This is a genomic window from Pleomorphomonas sp. PLEO (genome assembly GCF_041320595.1).
Classification (GTDB): Bacteria; Pseudomonadota; Alphaproteobacteria; order Rhizobiales; family Pleomorphomonadaceae; genus Pleomorphomonas.
In genome coordinates, this window is record NZ_CP166625.1 from 277,031 (window position 1) to 294,986 (window position 17,956).

Here is a 17,956-nt window from a genome sequence, read left to right on the forward strand (position 1 = left end):
AGGCGGGCGGCGCATTCCGCCGACAAGCGCCGGCGCCGAGCCGGATCGCTTTAGGCGATGCGGGTCCTTCGTCGGCGCATCTGGACAAGCGGGCTGGCGGGTGCCAAGCAGAGATCGTCGCTCAGACGGAGCCGGCCGGAGGCCTTGCGGCCCATGACCCAACGCCACGCGCAGCGATCGCTCGCCCTCGTGCTGCCCGCCATCCTCGCACTGGCGCTGGCACTGAGCTTTGTCGGCTTCAAGGTCAGCGAGGGCACGAGCATTGACCATCTTGTGGAACGCGGGCGTCAGCGCCTCGACCTCTACGAGACCAGCCTGGAGCGGGAGATCGACAAATATGCCTTCTTCCCGGCAACGCTCGGCCTTGAGCGCGATGTCGTCGACCTGCTCGTCAACGGCGGCGAAGAACTGACGCAGCGGATCAACCGCTATCTCGCCGAACTCAACAAGCGCGCCGGCTCGCTATCCATCTATGTGCTCGATTCGCGCGGACACGTCATCGCTACCAGCAATTGGGACCAACCGGACAGCTTCATCGGCGAGGATCTGTCCTACCGGCCGTATTTCCATGATGCCATGGTCAAGCGGACGGGGCGCTTCTTCGGCATCGGCACGACGCGTGGCGAACCGGGTTATTATCTATCCTCGCCGATATTCGTCGACGACCACTCGGTGGGGGTGGCGGTCGTCAAGGTGAGTCTCGAGCAGCTCGAGCAGTCCTGGTCGACCGTCGAAGCGCCGGTGCTGGTCACCGACGAGAACGGCGTCGTCATTCTCGCCTCGGTCCCCTCCTGGAAGTTTACGACGCTGGTGCCACTCACCCAAGAGCGACGCGGGGAACTTGCGCAGTCCCTGCATTACAACGCTCGTCCGTTGCCGCCGCTCGGCCTGCGGTCGCAGGGCGCTGTCGAGTTTGACAAGGCCGAGATCGTTCAGCTCGTCCGACCTGATATCGAAGCTTCGCAGACCTTCCCTGTCTCCGGCCTGTTCCTGTCGCAGTCGGAGCCGCTCCGAGGTACCGACTGGCGCCTGACCGTGCTCTCGCCGTTCGGCGACCTGCGCACCATGGCATGGCTGAATGCCGCGCTCGCCGCGGCCGCCGGCGTCATCCTGTGCATCGCCGTGATCGCCCTCTATCTGCGACGCGTCCGCCTATGGGAAAGGTTGCGCGCCCGCGAGGCTTTGCAGCGAGCCCATGACGAATTGGAGCGCAAGGTCGAGGAGCGTACGCGTACGCTAAAGGAGGCGCAGGACGAACTGGTGCATGCCGGGAAACTCGCGGTCATCGGCCAAATGTCGGCGGGCCTTGCCCACGAGCTCAACCAGCCGCTCGCCGCTTTGCACACGCTGTCCGACAATACCGTGAAATTCATGCAGCGCGGTCTTCTTGAAGAGGCGGAGAGCAATCTCACGCTGATCTCCGAACTCGTGACCCACATGGGCACGCTGACCAGTCAGCTCAAGTCGTTCGCGCGCAAATCGACCGGCGCGCCGCGCCCCGTCGAGGTCCGGCCCTCACTGGAGAACGCCCTGTTCTTCCTTGACCGCCGCCTGTCACAGCGCTCCATCCGACCAGAGATCGACATCGATTCCGGCGATCTTGCCGTCCTCGCCGATCCCAATCGGCTCGAGCAGATCCTGGTCAACGTCCTCGCCAACGCCATCGATGCGGTCGATGGGGTCGAGGCGCCGCGCCTTAGTCTTTCGGCCCGCCGCGACGGCGATCGGGTACGCATCGAAGTGCGCGACAACGGACCAGGATTTAGCGAGAGCGTGCGCACCCGGCTGTTCGAACCCTTCTTCACGACCAAGGATTCGGGGGGAGGCCTCGGGCTGGGGCTTGCCATCTCCGCCGGTATTGCCAGAGACTTCGGTGGCTCGCTGTCGGCCGTCAACCTCGACCATGGCGGCGCGCTTTTTGTGCTCGACCTGCCGTATGCGGCCGCTTCGGAGATCATCGATGCCTGACACGTTCAAGGTCTTGATCGTCGAGGACGACCCCAATGTCAGGCGCGGTTGCCAGCAGGCGCTGGTGCTGGAGGGGATTGTCGCCGATGCCGTCGATAGCGCCGAGAATGCCTGGCGCTACATCGCCGACAACGCGCCGGCGGTGGTGATTTCCGATATTCGCCTGCCCGGCATGGACGGCATGGCGTTGATGGCGCGCATCCGCGCCTTCGATGCCGACCTTCCGGTTGTACTGATGACCGGGCATGGTGACATCTCGCTTGCCGTGCAGGCCATGAAAGAAGGAGCGCAGGACTTCATCGAGAAGCCGTTCTCTTCGATCCATCTCGTTGAGGTCACGCGCCGCGCGCTTGAGAAACGGCGTCTGGTGCACGAAGTCCGGGAACTGCGCAACCAGCTCAAGAATGGTCAGAACCTGGAGACCCGAATCATCGGCAAGTCTCCGCAGATCCAGATGGTGCGGCGACGCATCATTGATCTCGGCCAGGCCTCCGCCGACGTGCTGATCACCGGCGAAACTGGAACGGGCAAGGAACTTGTTGCCCAATGCCTGCACGATTCCAGTCCGCGCCGGAACGGCAACTTCGTAGCGCTCAACTGCGGCGGGATGCCGGAGAACCTGATCGATAGCGAGATCTTCGGCCACGAGGTCGGTGCCTTTACCGGTGCCGCCAAGAAGCGCATCGGCAAGATCGAGCACGCCAATGGCGGTACGCTGTTTCTCGACGAGATCGAGAGCATGCCGATGGCCATGCAGATCAAGCTGCTGCGCGTGCTTCAGGAGCGGACAATCGAACGACTGGGCTCCAATCAGATCATAGAGATCAACTGTCGGGTGATTGCCGCCGCCAAGGCGGACCTGCGCGAGCTTTCCGACCAGGGGCGCTTCCGCCCCGACCTCTACTACCGCCTCAATGTTGCAACCCTACGCCTGCCGCCATTGCGCGAACGGCGCGACGATATCGGCCTGCTCTTCGAGCATTTCGCCCATCAGGCAGCGGCACGCTACGGACGGCCAGTCCCTCGCGTCGACAGCGAGAAGCTGCAGGCGCTGATGGCCTACCAATGGCCAGGCAATGTGCGCGAACTGAAGAACGCCGCTGATCGCTGGGTGCTCGGCGACGTCGAAGGCTTCCCACTCGACGATCCGGACGGCGAAAACCGCAGGTCGCTGACGGAAACGCTGGAGGTGTTCGAGCGGCGGCTGATTTCCGAAGCGCTCCGCCGCAACGGCATGTCCCTGTCCCGCGCCGCCGAGGATCTGAAAATGGCCAAGACCACGCTGCACGACCGTATCAAGAAATACAAACTCTCGGTGCGCTGACGCGGTCCTCTTGCGAAAAACATCATTGAAATCACCGGTGACCGGGCTATGCATAAGCGGCGCAATTGAACCCCCGAGCCCAACGTGAAGCCGCGCACGACAATCCGTGATGTTGCCAGCAAAGCCGGCGTGTCCGTTGGAACGGTTTCGCGGGTCGTCAACGGCCATCCATCGGTCACCGAAGCCAAGAAGCGCATCGTCCTGCAAGTTATCGCCGAACTGGGCTTCCAGCCGGACGCCGCCGCGCAAAGCCTGAGGCGAGGCACCAACCGCACGCTCGGCGTGATCATCCCCGACCTGCGCAACCCTTTCTTTGCCGAGCTCATGCAGCGCATCGAACTGAGGGCCAAGGAGAGCGGTTATAGCGTATTGTTCGCCAGTTCCGACGAGCAGGCCGATAGCGAGGCAGAGCTGATCGCCAACCTTGCACGCCGCAAGGTCGAAGGCGTGGTCGTGGTGCCAAGCAATCGCGCCGAGACGATCGCCAATCCCGATGGCGTGCGCCTCGTTATTGTCGACCGCAGGATTGCCGGTCACCCCTTTGTCGGCGCCGACCACAGGGCCGGAGCGAGGATGGCGGCGAAATATCTGGTGTCGCTCGGTCACCGGCGCATCGCCTGCATATCGGGACCAGAGAATTCCTTTGTCGCCCGCGAGCGTCTCGCCGGCTTCATGGACGTCATGGCCGCCCGCTTCACCGAAATCGGACTTGACCCCACCTCTTGCGTCATCTCCGCGCCCTTCGATTACGAAGGCGGGCGTCAAGCGGCAGAAACGCTACTCGCCGAGGAAGGCCTGAAGCCGACGGCGGTATTCGCCTGCTCGGACCAGCAGGCTATCGGCGTGTTGCGCGCCGCCTTCGACCGGCGCCTCGCCATACCGGACCAGCTTTCGGTCGTTGGCTTCGATGGCATCCTGATCTCGGACCTGGTGGCGCCACGCCTGACAACGGCCGCCCAACCTCTTGCCTTGATCGCCAACTGCGCCACCGACCTGTTGATCGGTGGGAAACAACTCGATGGCGCCGCCAGTCACATCTTTCCTTGTGCGATGGTACTGCGCGAAACTTGCGCGCCGCTGCTCTAGGCGGCGAACCGTGCCAGCGGGCCTGACAAGCCACTGATAATACTTGCTTATCTCGCCCCACCTCGTCCTTTGGTCGTATTGCTGTCTCTCGCCTTGATGCCGCTATGCTATACTGATAGCGTCATTTGGAAACGTTTCATCGGGCCGGTACATTGGGTCCGGCTCAACGAAAACGTTCGCTTGGGAGGGTAAAATGACTTCATTTTCTTCGGACGGGCGGACTCTATCTGGCGTAAGCCGTCGCCAATTGCTGTTGGCTGGCGCCGCCGGTTCGCTGGTCCTGGTTTCGGGTGGCCTTCCTGTGCTGGCCGCGGGTAAGAAGCCCAAGGTCGGCCTGGTCATGAAGTCGCTTGCCAACGAGTTCTTCAAGCAGATGCAGGCCGGCGCCGAAAAATACGCGGCGGAAAACAAAGACAAGTTCGACTTCAAAGCCGTTGGCATGAAGGACGAGCGTGATTTCGCCGCCCAGGTCGACGCGGTCGAGAATTTCGTCACGCAGAAGTATGACATCATCGTCGTTGCTCCGGCCGATTCCAAGGCCATGGTCACCCCGCTCGCCAAGGCACTGAAAGCCGGCGTCAAGGTCATCAACATCGACGTGGAACTCGACGCCGGTGCAAAGAAAAGCGCGGGCATCGATCTGGCCTTCTTCGGTCCGGACAATCGCGGCGGCGCCAAGCTCGCCGGCGATGCGCTGGCCAAAGCGCTGGGTGCTGGCGGCAAGGTGGTCATCCTCGAGGGCAACCCGGAAGCTGACAACGCCCAGCAGCGCAAGGCTGGCTTCATGGATTCGATCGGCGAGGGCAAGCTCAACCTGCTCGACAGCAAGACAGCCCATTGGGAAACCGAGGAGGCCAACACGCTGATGACCAACTTCCTCACCCAGCATCAGGACATCCAGGGCGTGATGGCCGCTAACGACTCCATGGCGCTTGGCGTCGTCAAGGCGCTGGACGCCGCCGGTCTCGCCGGAAAGATCCTGGTGGTCGGCTTCGACAACATCCCGGCCGTGCAACCGCTGATCAAGGGCGGCAAGATGCTGGCCACTGTCGAGCAGTATGGCGCCAAGATGGCCGCTATGGGCGTCGACTATGGTCTGCGCGAAATGGCCGGCGAGACGTTCACCGGCTGGGTGAAGACCGACATCAAGCTGATCACCGCCGCCGATCTCTGATCGGTCGACGTTGCTTCATCCTCAGATCCGGCACGGGGTAACCTGTGCCGGATCCTCTGCCCCTGCCGCGCCACAGCATTCAGGGTACCTTCTCCCATGACCACAGACTTCAAGGAAACGGCGCCGGTCGCAATTGCGCAGCGCGATCAGACCGATGAGGCCGGACCGATCCTGAGGCTTCAGGGCGTCGGTAAGCGCTTTCCGGGCGTGGTCGCCTTGCGCAACGTCACGTTTGAGATAGAGCGCGGCGAGGGCCACGTGCTGCTCGGCGAAAACGGCGCCGGCAAATCGACGCTCATTAATCTGCTCGGCGGTCTCTTCCCGCCTGATGAAGGAAGTATCTGGTTCAACGGCGCGCCCTATCGTCCGGCCTCGCCGCTCGAAGCGTTTTCCAAAGGCATCCGCGTCGTTCACCAGGAACTCAATCTCCTCTCCAACTTGACTGTGGCCGAAAACCTGCTGTTCGAGCAACTGCCGAGCCGGCGCGGTCTGGTCAATTTCCGCGAAATGAACCGGCGTGCCGCCGAACTTCTGGCAGAAGTTGGCCTCGACATTTCGCCTTCGACGGTGGTGAGCCGGCTTGGCGTCGCGCAGATGCAACTGGTGGAGATCGCCAAGGCGCTCGCCCACGAAAGCAAGTTGCTGGTGCTGGACGAGCCGACGGCGACACTGACCTCCAAGGAGGTCGACCGCCTGTTCGAGATCCTGCATCGCCTCAAGAAACGCAAGGTCACCACGCTCTACATTTCGCACCGTCTGCAAGAGATTTACGAGGTAGGCGACCGTGTCACCGTGCTGCGTGACGGCCAGCACGTGACGACACGTCCGCTTCAAGGCCTCGGTATCCCCGACATCGTGCGTCTGATGGTTGGCCGTACCGTTGAGGATCAAGGCGTGTTCCGCGAGGACATCCAGCCCTCGGGCGAAGCGCTTGCCGTCGACAACCTTCGTTTGACCGAGACGAGCCCGCCGATCAGCTTTTCAGTGCGCAAGGGCGAAATCGTCGGCATTGCCGGCCTGGTCGGCAGCGGCCGGACCGAGGCGGTGCGCGCCATCTTCGGTGCCGACCCCAAGGCAGCCGGCACCATTCGCGTCGGAGGCCGCCCCGTCACCATCGCCTCGCCAAAGGACGCCGTCGCCGCCGGCATCTGCCTGATGACCGAGGATCGCAAGCAGCAGGGCCTGCTGCTCGATATGAGCTGCGCCGAGAACATTACCATTACCGATCTGAAGCGCTTGTCGCGCCGGGGGCTGCTCGACCGCGCCGCCGAGAACGTTGCCTCCGAAAAGCTGGTTGCGAGCTTACGCGTCAAGACACCGACCATCTTCCACAAGGTCGGCACTTTCTCGGGCGGCAACCAGCAGAAGGTGGTGATTGCCAAATGGCTCTATCGTGGCTCAAGCGCGCTGATCTGCGACGAGCCGACGCGCGGTATCGACGTGGGCGCCAAGGCCGAAATCTACGAATTGATGGGGCGTCTCGCCGCCGACGGCAAGGGCATCCTCGTGGTGTCCTCTGATCTGCCGGAGCTGATGTCCATCTGCCATCGCATCCTGGTCTTCTCCAATGGGCGCATCGCCGGCGAGGTGCCGCGCGCCGAGTTCGACCAGAACCGCATTCTCTCGCTTGCCTATGAGGAGTATGGACGTGCCCGAGGGAACTGAAAGCGCCGGCGAGCGCAAGACGGCTACCATGTGGGACAACTTCCTGCGCATCTCGATGCGCGAGGCGGGCGTTGCCATAGCGCTGGTGATCATTGTTGTGTTTTTCTCGGCGACCGCGCCCTATTTCGCGACGCCTGAGAACTTCCTGAAGATCTTCGTGCAAATTGCCATCAACACCGTGCTGGCAGCCGGCATGACCTTCGTCATCCTGACCGGCGGCATCGACCTGTCGGTCGGCTCGGTATTGGCGCTGTGCACGGTGGTGGGCGCCACCATCATGGTTCGCGAGGACCTGTCGCCCTGGGCGTCGATCCCGTTGGCACTCCTTGCCTGCATGGCCACAGGCGCGGCCTGCGGCGCCATCAACGGCTGGGTCTGCGAGAAATGGAAATTGCCGTCGTTCATCGTGACGCTCGGCATGCTCAACGTGGCGAGCGGCCTCGCCCGCGTGGTGTCCGATAACTCCACCATCACCGGCCTGCCGCAGCCCTTCGTCGACTTCGGCAACCAGATCTATTTCGGCGTCCTGCCCTCGATTTTCCTGATTGCGATCGTCGTCATCCTGATCGGCTGGTTCATCCTGCGCTTCACCGTATTCGGCCGCTTCATCTTTGCCATCGGCACCAACGAGGAGGCAGTGCGCCTCTCTGGCCACAATCCGCGCGTCTTCAAGATCGCCGTATTCACGATCAGCGGGCTGACCGCCGGCATTGCCGCCATGGTGTTCCTGCTGCGCCTCAACGTCGGCAGCCCGATTGCCGGCATCGGCTATGAACTCAACGCCATCGCGGCGGTGATCATCGGCGGCACATCGCTATCGGGCGGCAAAGGCTCGATCATCGGCACGATGGTTGGCGCCTGCATTCTTCAAGTGCTGGCGACAGGCCTGCAACTGCTCGGTGCCGAGGACAACGTCAAACCGATCGTCATCGGCACGGTGATCGTGCTCGCCGTGGTGCTCGACACCTACCGCAACCGCCTGCTTCGTAATCTTGAAGCGCGCTGACTGGTGGCCTGCTCCCGTCTGAAATGGGAGCAGGTTTACGCCCTGGCCGTCAACTCGCGACGTCGTCATTGGCTCAGCCAGTCATAATCGCCTGTCTCATGGACCCCACCAAGGGAGGCGGAACGATATTGAAGGCCTCGGCAAAGTAGGACGACAACATCGGCTTTCCTAAAAGGTAACCCTGACCTTCGTTGCACCCTTGGCGCAAAAGACTGTCGCGCTCCGGCTCCCTTTCGATGCCCTCGGCGATCGTCTCCAGATCAAAGGCTCTCGCCATATCCAAAATAGCCCGAACCACCGAGGCGTCTTTCTTGGAGGTGAGCATGCCATCGACAAAGGAACGGTCGATCTTGATGCGCGTAAGCGGATAGCGCTTCAGCAAGCTGAGCGACGCATAACCGGTTCCGAAATCGTCAAACGCAATTCCGACGCCATAGGCCCTGAGGTCTCGCAGCTTTTCCAGCACGACATCATCGTGATCCAGTACGATGTTTTCGGTGATTTCGAGCTCAAGGGAACCGGGAGGCAACCCATGCTTTTCAAGGGTGTCGATGACTTCCTTGGCAAAATCACTACTTCGGAACTGCGCGCCGAACAGGTTGACCCCCATGCGGAAGGCTTTCATGCCATTGCGCCGCCAAAGAGCCGCCTGAGCGCAGGCTTCGTCGAGAACCCATGACCCGACGGTCGCAGCCAGGGGACCGCGCTCAAGCGCCGGCAAAAAGGCGGCGGGTGCCAGAAGCCCGCGTATTGGATGCCGCCAGCGGATCAAGGCTTCCGCGCCGGTAAGCGCCCCGTCGCTCAAGCGAATTTGCGGCTGATAAACCAACAGGAATTCGCCTTCCTTGACTGCCCTGTGGATTTCCATGCCGTAGAGGCGCCGCGCCGCGGCCTCCATGCGAAGTGATGGTTCGAAAACAAGCGACCTGCCGCGCCGGTTCGTCTTCGCTCTGAACAGGGCAAGATCGGCGTTACCAAGCAGCTCCACAGGATTGTTCGTGTGAAGAGGGGCCAGCGCGACACCGCAACTTGCCGCGATGCGAATCTCCTGCCCATCAATGATGATCGGCTTGGCGATGGCGTCATTCACCTCGTTGGAAAATTCCAACGCCCGCTGCGGGTCGGTGACCTCATTCAGCAACAAGGCAAACTCGTCTCCACCGATCCTGGCCGCTGTTCCCGTATCTCCGACATAGGTCTCAAGCCGCTGAGCGACTTCCTGGAGAATGTGGTCGCCAACCGCGTGGCCCAAGGTATCGTTGACATCCTTGAAGCCATCGAGATCGATCATCACGACTGCGACGTCGAGGGGCCACGTCAGGGCCTCCTCCACCTGCCGGAAGAACCTGCCGCGATTGGCAAGGCCGGTGAGAATGTCGAAGTTGGCTAGCTTGTAAAGCTCCTTGGCATCGCCTTGATAGGCCGCGGCGTACCCAGGCGTACCCAACCGGACGGCATGTTCGGCAGATACCTCGATGCGACGCAACTCAAGCCTGTCGGAAGCCATATTTGCCAGCTCGCGAAGGCGGCTCTGATCCTCCGGAGAGAAATCCGCGTGTGGCTTGCTATCGATCACGCAGAGGGCGCCGAGCGCCAAGCCATTGGGAGAGAGAAGCGGAACGCCGGCATAGAACCGGAGCCCGGCCGAGCCTGTTACCAGCGGGTTATCGTGGAACCGCTCGTCGACGGCTGCATCCGGAATGACCATCACATCGTCCTGAGCGATGGCGTGCGCACAAAACGACGCGTCACGGCTCATGTCGACTTCGCCAATACCGGTACTCGCAGCGAAGAACACATGATCGCTGCCGATCATGTTCACGGCAGAGACAGGCATGCCGAACATGCGCGCCGCAATCCGAACCACGGAGTCCAGACTGGGTAGCGGCTGTTCATCGGCCAGCCCGTATTCTGATAGCGCCTTCAGTCTCTCCACTTCCGTCGGCAATATTGGAGGACACTTCATAGACCTCGCTCCCGAGCGCATTGATCAGAAAGCACCACGCCTGCGCGACTCTATGGTCGTACCTATTTATATCGCGTGCATCCGCTTAAGGCTTTCAACGGCTGGTCCGTATGCTGATGAAACATCGCCCATCTCTCAAGTAGCGCAATGGTCCTATTGTCGGATCTCTTGATCGACGAATGGTCCATCGATCGTCGGCGCCTCTGCTCGCGAAAGCCCGTCTCATTGCCAACAGGCTGGTGAGCGGCGCGAAAGCGGATCCGGCTCGCATGCGAGGGCACATTTCAGACGCACCATCAAAGCCGTGTCGCCGCAGAGCCAAACTTCAAAACAACCTCAGCCCTCTCCGAGCCAGTCGCGCATGCGCAGCTTGCGGGGGGACAGGCCGTATTGTCGCAGGATCAACCTGGAGAAATGGTTCGGCGTCTTGAAGCCGTTGCGATAGGCGACCTGGCTGATCGGCATGCCGGTGTGCCTCAGCATGAAGGCGCCGCGCCGCACCCGGAGATTCCACAAATAGTCGAGCGCATTGACGCCATAGGCGGCGCGAAACAGCCGGTTGATGTGCTGTGGCGTCAAGGCAAAGGCTTCGCTGAGTTCGCGCATGCCGAGAGCCTGCTCGAGATTGTCTTCGAGATAGCGGCCGATCACGGTGACACGACTCTCGCCTTTCGGCGCACGATCACCGGCCGCGCGGCGACCAACAATCTCCTGCGCCAATGTCTCAGCGAGACTTGCGACAAAATCAAGCATGCCGTCGCTGACGCGGAGTGGCAGCTCGGCACCGAGCCGAAACAGCGTCGAAGCCGCCTCTGACACCGCTATCACGCCATTGTGGACGCTCAGGCGCTGGACCAGCGCCTCACCAATCGACGGTCCTAGGCACTGACACCAGAACACGTCGCAGATATCATCGCCCCCATAGCGGTATTCGAGCTGTCGCCCAACGGCGACGAAAAAGATGGCCGGCGCAACGATGTCGTGGGATACGCCATCGGCAATGACCTCGACTTGTCCCGTGCGAAGGTGGACCATCTCGATCTGGCTGCCGTGTAGCGGGCCAAATCGCTCCCGATCCATATAGCGGCTCTGGCCGAAAACAAACCTGAGTTCATCAGGGAATAATTTCATTCCAGATACCTTTGTTAGGCTAGGCCATGCTGAAGCAATCCAGAAAAGCCAAAATCAGCCAAAAATTAGGCAATTTCCGTCCCCTACGCCTGCCCACTCAATCAGCATGGTTCATTTGGGACAAGTATTCACTTTGAAGACAAGTTTGCTGCCTTGAGCCGCGTGCCTCTCTTGCGGCATTCTGCAAGAAAATCGGGAGGGCAGCGTGAGCCTCAAGCAACTGATCCGTGCCGGGCATGGCAGCGTTAAGTCGGACTTGGTGATTGCCAACGGCAAGCTTATCAACGTTGCCTCGGCCGAGATCTATCCGGCCGACGTCGCCATTAAGGACGGGCATATCGTCGCAATCGGTGATGTCAGCCATTGTATTGGGCCCAATACAGTCATCCACGATGCCAGCGGACGCTATCTTGCCCCCGGTCTTATCGACGGCCATCTCCACGTCGAGTGTTCCAAGCTATCGGTCACCAGCTTTGCCAAGCTGGTGGTTCCCTTGGGCACAACCTCGATCGTCTCGGGCCTCGACCAGATTCTGGTGGTTGCCGGCCTTGAAGGATCGCGGCATTTTCTCGATGAGGCCAACGCCAGCCCGCTGACCATTCACTGGGGTGCCCCCTGCAAGACGCCCTACACCATGCCACGCTCCACCGTCGGCCATTATTTCAGCCCGGCCGACCACCGCGTCGCTCAAGAGTGGCCGGAGTGCGTTGGTGTTTGGGAAACGGTGCGCGAATTCATCCAGGAAGAGGACGCCGACGTCCTCGAAGCCCTGGAAATCGCGCAGAAGAACAAGCTGCCGGTCTTCGGCTGCGCGCCGATGTGCCGCGGCCACAAGCTGGCTGCTTATGCCAGCGCCGGCATTCGGCTCGATCACGAAAGCTACACCGTCGAGGAAACGCTGGAGAAGCTGCGCAACGGCATGTTCGTGGTCATTCGCGAGAGCTCGATCAGCCATTTCCTCAAGGAGAACATTCAGGTCGCGACCAAGCTGGCGCCCAAAGCGTCCCATCGCGTCAGCTTCTGCACCGACGATGTGGTGGCCACCGACGTTCTGAAGCGCGGCCACGTCGACAATATGGTTCGCATGGCGATCGCCGAAGGCGTGCCGCCGATCGAAGCGATCCAGATGGCAACCATCAATTCGGCCGTCGCCTATCGCATCGACCATAAGGTCGGCCTGATCGCGCCGGGGCGCCAAGCCGACATTCTCATCGTCGACAGCCCCGAAAGCTTCCATGTCAAAGAGGTGATCGCCAAGGGCGAGCTGGTGGCGCGCGGCGGCAAGATGGTGAAGACGCTCGTCCCACCGCTTCGCCCGGCTTTCCTGACCGATACCATCAAGGCCAAGCCGGTGTCGGCCGCCGATCTCGAGGTTCGGTCCGACGCCGGTGCCGTCAAGGTGCTGGCCATGAACATGTCGCTCGACGTGCCCTTCGTGCGCAACCGGCGCGACGCGGTGCTGAAGGTCAGCGGCGGGATCGTCGCGCCGGATGTCGCCCAAGATGTTCTCTACGTCACGGTGGTCGAGCGCTACGGCAAGACCACCAACAGGCCGGTTGCCTTCGTATCGGGGTTCGGCCTCAAGCGCGGCGCCATGGCGACCTCGACGGCGCCCGATGACAACAACATCGTCTGCATCGGCACCAACGCCGCCGACATGGCGGTGGCCATCAACTGGATCATCGAGAAGGGCGGCGGTCAGGCCTTTGTCGAGGATGGCAAGGTGACGGTGGGCCTGGAGCTGCCGATCGGCGGCATCGTCTCGGACATCGATCCCGAGGAGATGGCGGTGAAGGAAGACGCGCTTGACGCGGCGGCCCGCGCTGCCGGCTGCACGCTCGAATGGCCGTTCATGAACATGTTCGTGCTGTCGATCACCGCCATTCCCGAATATGCGATTACCGATATCGGCGCCATTGATTGCGTCGGCCTCAAGGTGTTCGACCCGATACTTGAAAACATCTGAGCGGAACCGCCGTGGGTGCCGGTACCAAGTCCGGGACGGCAAAAAAGGGGAACGGAACCATGAAACTCGCCTTCCTGGGGGCGGCTGCCCTCGCCTCACTGAGTCTTATCAGCGGAGCCGCGCAGGCCGGAGCGCCGACCAAGCTCGGCATCGGCATGATCCTCGCCACCGGCCCCGAAGCCGACTGGGACGCCACGCTGCTGCGCGACATCGATACTGTTACCAAGGAGGCCCCGCACGGCCTCAAGATTACGACCAAACACGTTGACGGCGTCGAGGGCGAGAAGGCCAAGGACGCCATGGAACTGCTCGCCAAGTCGGGCAAGTACCAGGTGATCTGGGCGCATAGCTCCTATTCCGATCAGGTGAAGGCGCTGAAGGACAAATATCCGGACGTGCTGTTCGTGGTGGTCGGCTCGGGCAACGAGGGACTCGGTGGCAACGTCTATTATGACTACAAGCGGGTGCACGAACCGTCGTACCTGCTCGGTGTGCTGGCCGGCCGGCTGACCAAGTCGGATACCGTCGGCGTGGTCGGGCAGTTTCCCTCCGAGGACGTCAACGATCAGATCAACTCCTTCTTCGCCGGCGCCAAGTCGGTCAATCCCGACGTCAAGCGGAAGGTGGCCTTCATCGAGAGCTGGTACGATCCGGCCAAGGCTGAGCAGTTCACCAACGCGCAGATCTCGGCCGGTGCCGACCTGATCTTCCAGCTCGCTGGCAGTTTCGAGACCTGCGAGAAGGCCAACATCAAGTGCTTCGGCAACTATGTCGACCAGGGCGAACGGGCGCCGGCCTCGGTGGTCGCCTCCTCGCTGATCTCCTGGGAACCCGACCTCAAATGGGTGATCGACGCCTGGTACGATCATGCCGCCAACGGCAAGCCCTATGAGGGCAACGTCAAGGAGCGCTGGTTCTCGCAGGCCGAAGGCGGCAGCAGCCTTTCCGGCTACCACGCCTATGATGACAAGATCCCGGCCGAAGTGAAAACTGAAGTGAAGGGGCTCGAGGCCAAGATCAACTCCAAGGAGCTGGTTATCCCCGTCGACCTCGCGGTTCCCACTTCGGACTGACGCGGGAAGTGCCCGGCGAGCCAGCGCCGGGCACCCATCCATCAGGACATGACGATGCAACGCCAGCCCGTGCTCTCGGTTCGCGGCCTTACCAAGGCTTTCGGCCCGGTCCGCGCCAACGACGCGGTCAGCTTCGACGTCGCAGCCGGCGAACTCGTCTGTCTGTTCGGTGAAAACGGGGCCGGAAAGTCGACGCTGTCGGCCTGTCTCGCCGGCCTCCATGCGCCCGACGGCGGCGAAATCGTGCTCAACGGCAAGCCGGTTCGCTTTTCAACGGCCGCCGATGCCATCGGCGCCGGCATCGCGCTGGTGCACCAGCATTTCGTGCTGGTCGACGATTTCACGGTTCTGGAAAACATCGTCCTTGGCCACGAGCGCGGCCTTTTCGTGAACTACCGAACAGCTGAGAAGAAGCTACAAGCTCTTTGCCGGCGCTATGATATTTCCGTTCAGCCGAATGCACGGGTCGGCGATCTCACGGTGGGCGAGTGCCAGTGGGTCGAGCTGCTGAAGGCGCTCTACCACGAAGCCGTCGTGCTCATTCTTGACGAGCCAACCGCGACGCTCGACCTCAGGGAATCGCGCAAGCTGTTCCGCATCATCGACGAGCTGAAGGCAGCTGGGGTCGCCGTCATCCTCATCTCGCATTCGCTCAACGAAGTGATGCAGTCCGACCGCGTCATTGTGCTTCGGCAGGGTCGGGTCGTCGGCGAGCGAGCCACGTCGGGCACCACGCCGCAGGAACTGACGCGGCTGATGATCGGCAGGGAAGTGGAGCGCAAACGCCGCGACAGCTCCCGTCCGGGGCGCCCCTGTCTTGATGTCGAACGCGTCACCATCCGCCGTTCTGGCGGCACGCCGATCCTCGACGAGGTCAGCTTTTCCGTCGCCGAGGGCGAAATCTTCGGTCTTGCCGGGGTTGCCGGCAATGGCCAGAAGCCGTTGATGGAGGCTATCGCCGGTGTCCTGCCACTTTCGTCCGGTCGCATTCTGATCGACGGCGAGCTTTTGGCCGATCTCGATGTTCACGGCATCCAGAAACTCGGCGTCGGCCATATTCCAGAGGATCGCCTGAGCGAGGGACTGGTGGGCGACTTCTCGATCGCTGAAAACATCGCGCTCGGCAGCCATCGGGATGTTTTTGCCAGCGGACACTTCCTCAATCGTGGCGCCATCCGGGCCGCCGCCACGGCAGCGATTGCCGATTATCAGATCGCCGCGCCTTCCGCCGAAACGCGCGCCCGAGCGCTGTCTGGCGGCAATGCCCAACGCGTCGTGCTCGCCCGCGAACTGGCGGCAGCGAGCCGAGTGCTTCTGGCCAACCAGCCGACTCGTGGGCTCGACGTCGGCGTGATCGAATATATCCACGCTCGTCTCGTCGAAAAGCGGGCCGCCCGCTGCGCCGTGATCCTCGCCTCGTCCGAGCTCGAAGATCTTCTCAACCTCTGTGACCGTATCGGTGTGATGTTCCAGGGCCGTCTGATGGGCATCGTCGATGCCCATGCTACCAGCATCGAAGAGATCGGCCTGATGATGGCCGGCCAAAAGCGGGAGGCGGCATGATCGCCTTCGAACGCCGCGAGAGCGCCGGCTGGGTCGCGCAGAGCGTAGCCTATGTCCTGGCCATCGTGGCCGGCCTTATCGCGTCGGTATTGCTGATCATGATCGCCGGTGCCGACGTTGCCGAAGGCCTGGGCGCGCTCTGGCAGGGGGCGTTCGGCGATGCCGAGGCAGTCGGCCAAAGCCTGGTGGCGGCCATTCCGTTGGTGTTCACCGGCCTGGCCACCGTCGTCGCCTTCCGGGCCGGCATCTGGAATATCGGCCAGGAGGGGCAGGTCTTTGCCGGCGCCATGGCCGGCTACTGGATGTCAATGCAACTTCAAGGTGCACCGGCGATTGTCGCCGTGCCGGCCGTCGTGATCGCGGCCATCGTCGGCGGCGCGGCCGTCGCCGCCGCTTGCGCCGTGCTCAAGACGCGTTTCGAGGTCAACGAAATCATCTCGACGATGATGCTGAACTACATCGTCGTCTATCTCCTGTCCTATCTCCTGGCGGGCGGGCCATGGATCGAAGCCGGTTCGACCGCCTACCACCAGACGCCACTGATCGCCGACAACTTTCACCTGCCGGAACTCTATGGCCTGCACCTCGGCGCTCCGCTGGCGCTGCTGGCAACGGCAGCGGTGGCGTTCGTTATCGCGCGCACGCCACTCGGCTTCGAATTGCGCGGGCTCGGCTTCAATCCGATCGCCATGCGTTACAAGGGCGTTCGGGTCGCAACGACCATCATCATGGCCATGGCAATCTCAGGCGCTCTGTCGGCCATGGCCGGTGTTTCGGAGGTGTTCGGGATCAACTTTCGCCTGCGAGCCGAAGTACTGAACGGCCTCGGCTATACCGGCATCATCGTCGGCATGATCGGTGCGCTCAACCCTTGGGGAACACTCGTTGCTGCCCTCGCCTTTGGCGCCATGGCCAACGGGGCGCTTTACATGAGCGTGCTGACCGACGTCCCGTCGGCACTTGTGCCGGCCATGCAGGGCATTCTGTTGCTGTTCGTGCTGGGAGCAACCGTACTCACGAGATACCGGCTTCGCTTCGGTCGCAAGGAAGGTCGCCATGGCTGAGCTTCTCACCCCGGCCATCCTCTTGTCGATCCTGAGCGCGTCTGTCGGCGCGGCCACCATCATCCTGCTGGCGGCGCTCGGCGAACTCCTCACCGAACGGGCCGGCATCTGGAACATGGGCGTCGAAGGCACCATGCTCTGCGGTTGCCTGGCCGCTTATGTCGCCATGTGCGAGACGGGCTCACCGGTTGCGGCAGCGGGGGCCGCGATGCTGGCCGGCGTAGCGGCAGGACTGGTCATAGGGCTCCTCACCGTGAGCCTGAAAGTCGACCATTTCGTCACAGGCCTCGGCTTCAACTTGCTGGCAAGCGGGCTGACGCTGTTCCTGTTCCGCAGCTACACCGCCGGTGGCAAGCCGGCCGGCTACGGCACGATCGACCGCTGGCCCATACCCTTCCTCTCCGAAATCCCCGGCATCGGCCCAATCCTGTTCAACCAGCATCTTCTGACCTATGCCGCCTTCCTCCTGGTGCCGCTGGTGTCGATCTTCCTGTCCCGGACTCGGCCGGGACTTGAGTGTCGCGCCGCCGGCGAGAACCCGGAGTTTCTGGAAGCCAAAGGCATCTCGGTGGCAAAGCGACAATATGGCGCGTTGCTGGTCGGATCGGCGCTGACGGCGCTTGGCGGCGGCTTCATGATGCTGGCCTTCGCCACCGAATTCCGACCCGACATCTCGGGCGGGCGCGGCTGGCTCGCCATCGTCGCGGTGATCGCCGGCAATTGGCGACCGCTCCGAACAATGATCGCTGTCATCGTCTTCGCCGTGCTCGACAGCCTCGCCATCCACGCGCAGGGGGTGGGCGTCGCCATCCCCTATCAGTTCTTCCTGATGCTTCCCTACGCTGCCTCGATCCTGCTACTCGCAGTGTTGCGCACGCGCTCCGGCCAGCCGGCACGGCTCGGCATTCCCTTCCTGAGACGCTAAACAACCGGGGTCGCAAGGCCGAAGTCCCTTTGTGAGGAGCTTGGG

Annotated in this window: 13 protein-coding genes; 11 read left to right on the forward strand and 2 right to left on the reverse strand. The window is 62.2% G+C overall.

The genetic code is table 11. The features are described 5' to 3' along the window. Positions 1 to 153: 153 nt before the first annotated feature. From AB6N07_RS01150 to AB6N07_RS01175, 6 genes are all read left to right on the forward strand, one after another. Positions 154 to 1,968: an ATP-binding protein gene (locus AB6N07_RS01150; protein WP_370676006.1), complete on the forward strand. Its 1,815-nt coding sequence runs from the start codon at positions 154 to 156 to the stop codon at positions 1,966 to 1,968. Further along, a complete protein-coding gene (locus AB6N07_RS01155; protein WP_370676007.1) occupies positions 1,961 to 3,292 on the forward strand; it encodes a sigma-54-dependent transcriptional regulator in 1,332 nt (443 codons plus the stop codon). The genes AB6N07_RS01150 and AB6N07_RS01155 overlap by 8 nt, the downstream gene beginning before the upstream one ends. Positions 3,293 to 3,376: 84 nt before the next feature. Further along, positions 3,377 to 4,378, forward strand: coding sequence for a LacI family DNA-binding transcriptional regulator (locus AB6N07_RS01160; RefSeq protein ID WP_370676008.1), 1,002 nt, complete (start codon positions 3,377 to 3,379; stop codon positions 4,376 to 4,378). Between the two features lie 193 nt (positions 4,379 to 4,571). Further along, positions 4,572 to 5,552: a sugar ABC transporter substrate-binding protein gene (locus AB6N07_RS01165; protein ID WP_370676009.1), complete on the forward strand. Its 981-nt coding sequence runs from the start codon at positions 4,572 to 4,574 to the stop codon at positions 5,550 to 5,552. 96 nt (positions 5,553 to 5,648) lie between these two features. Then, positions 5,649 to 7,217, forward strand: coding sequence for a sugar ABC transporter ATP-binding protein (locus tag AB6N07_RS01170; RefSeq protein ID WP_370676010.1), 1,569 nt, complete (start codon positions 5,649 to 5,651; stop codon positions 7,215 to 7,217). Positions 7,218 to 7,245: 28 nt separating this feature from the next. Then, positions 7,246 to 8,223 (forward strand): ABC transporter permease, encoded by a 978-nt coding sequence (locus AB6N07_RS01175; protein ID WP_370678166.1) that lies wholly within the window; start codon positions 7,246 to 7,248, stop codon positions 8,221 to 8,223. Between the two features lie 73 nt (positions 8,224 to 8,296). On the opposite strand, the gene AB6N07_RS01180 is transcribed toward AB6N07_RS01175, so the two are convergent. Further along, the gene (locus AB6N07_RS01180; protein ID WP_370676011.1) at positions 8,297 to 10,210 is read right to left on the reverse strand and encodes a putative bifunctional diguanylate cyclase/phosphodiesterase; all 1,914 of its coding nucleotides are present in this window, start codon (positions 10,208 to 10,210) and stop codon (positions 8,297 to 8,299) included. 315 nt (positions 10,211 to 10,525) lie between these two features. Further along, positions 10,526 to 11,320: a helix-turn-helix domain-containing protein gene (locus AB6N07_RS01185; RefSeq protein ID WP_370676012.1), complete on the reverse strand. Its 795-nt coding sequence runs from the start codon at positions 11,318 to 11,320 to the stop codon at positions 10,526 to 10,528. 205 nt (positions 11,321 to 11,525) lie between these two features. Between AB6N07_RS01185 and AB6N07_RS01190 the strand changes: the two genes are divergently transcribed. From AB6N07_RS01190 to AB6N07_RS01210, 5 genes are read left to right on the forward strand one after another with little or no spacing between them, the layout of a single operon-like run. Then, positions 11,526 to 13,286 carry an adenine deaminase C-terminal domain-containing protein gene (locus tag AB6N07_RS01190; protein ID WP_370676013.1) on the forward strand — a complete coding sequence of 587 codons (1,761 nt, stop codon included), beginning with the start codon at positions 11,526 to 11,528 and terminating at the stop codon, positions 13,284 to 13,286. Between the two features lie 59 nt (positions 13,287 to 13,345). Beyond that, positions 13,346 to 14,359: a BMP family protein gene (locus AB6N07_RS01195; RefSeq protein WP_370676014.1), complete on the forward strand. Its 1,014-nt coding sequence runs from the start codon at positions 13,346 to 13,348 to the stop codon at positions 14,357 to 14,359. Positions 14,360 to 14,413: 54 nt separating this feature from the next. Continuing rightward, positions 14,414 to 15,922, forward strand: coding sequence for an ABC transporter ATP-binding protein (locus AB6N07_RS01200; RefSeq protein ID WP_370676015.1), 1,509 nt, complete (start codon positions 14,414 to 14,416; stop codon positions 15,920 to 15,922). Then, on the forward strand, positions 15,919 to 16,986 hold the full coding sequence (locus tag AB6N07_RS01205; RefSeq protein ID WP_370676016.1) for an ABC transporter permease: 1,068 nt from the start codon (positions 15,919 to 15,921) through the stop codon (positions 16,984 to 16,986). Before AB6N07_RS01200 ends, AB6N07_RS01205 begins: the two co-directional genes overlap by 4 nt. Further along, entirely contained in the window at positions 16,979 to 17,911 is a 933-nt protein-coding gene (locus AB6N07_RS01210; RefSeq protein WP_370676017.1) for an ABC transporter permease, read from the forward strand. Before AB6N07_RS01205 ends, AB6N07_RS01210 begins: the two co-directional genes overlap by 8 nt. Positions 17,912 to 17,956: the final 45 nt, after the last annotated feature.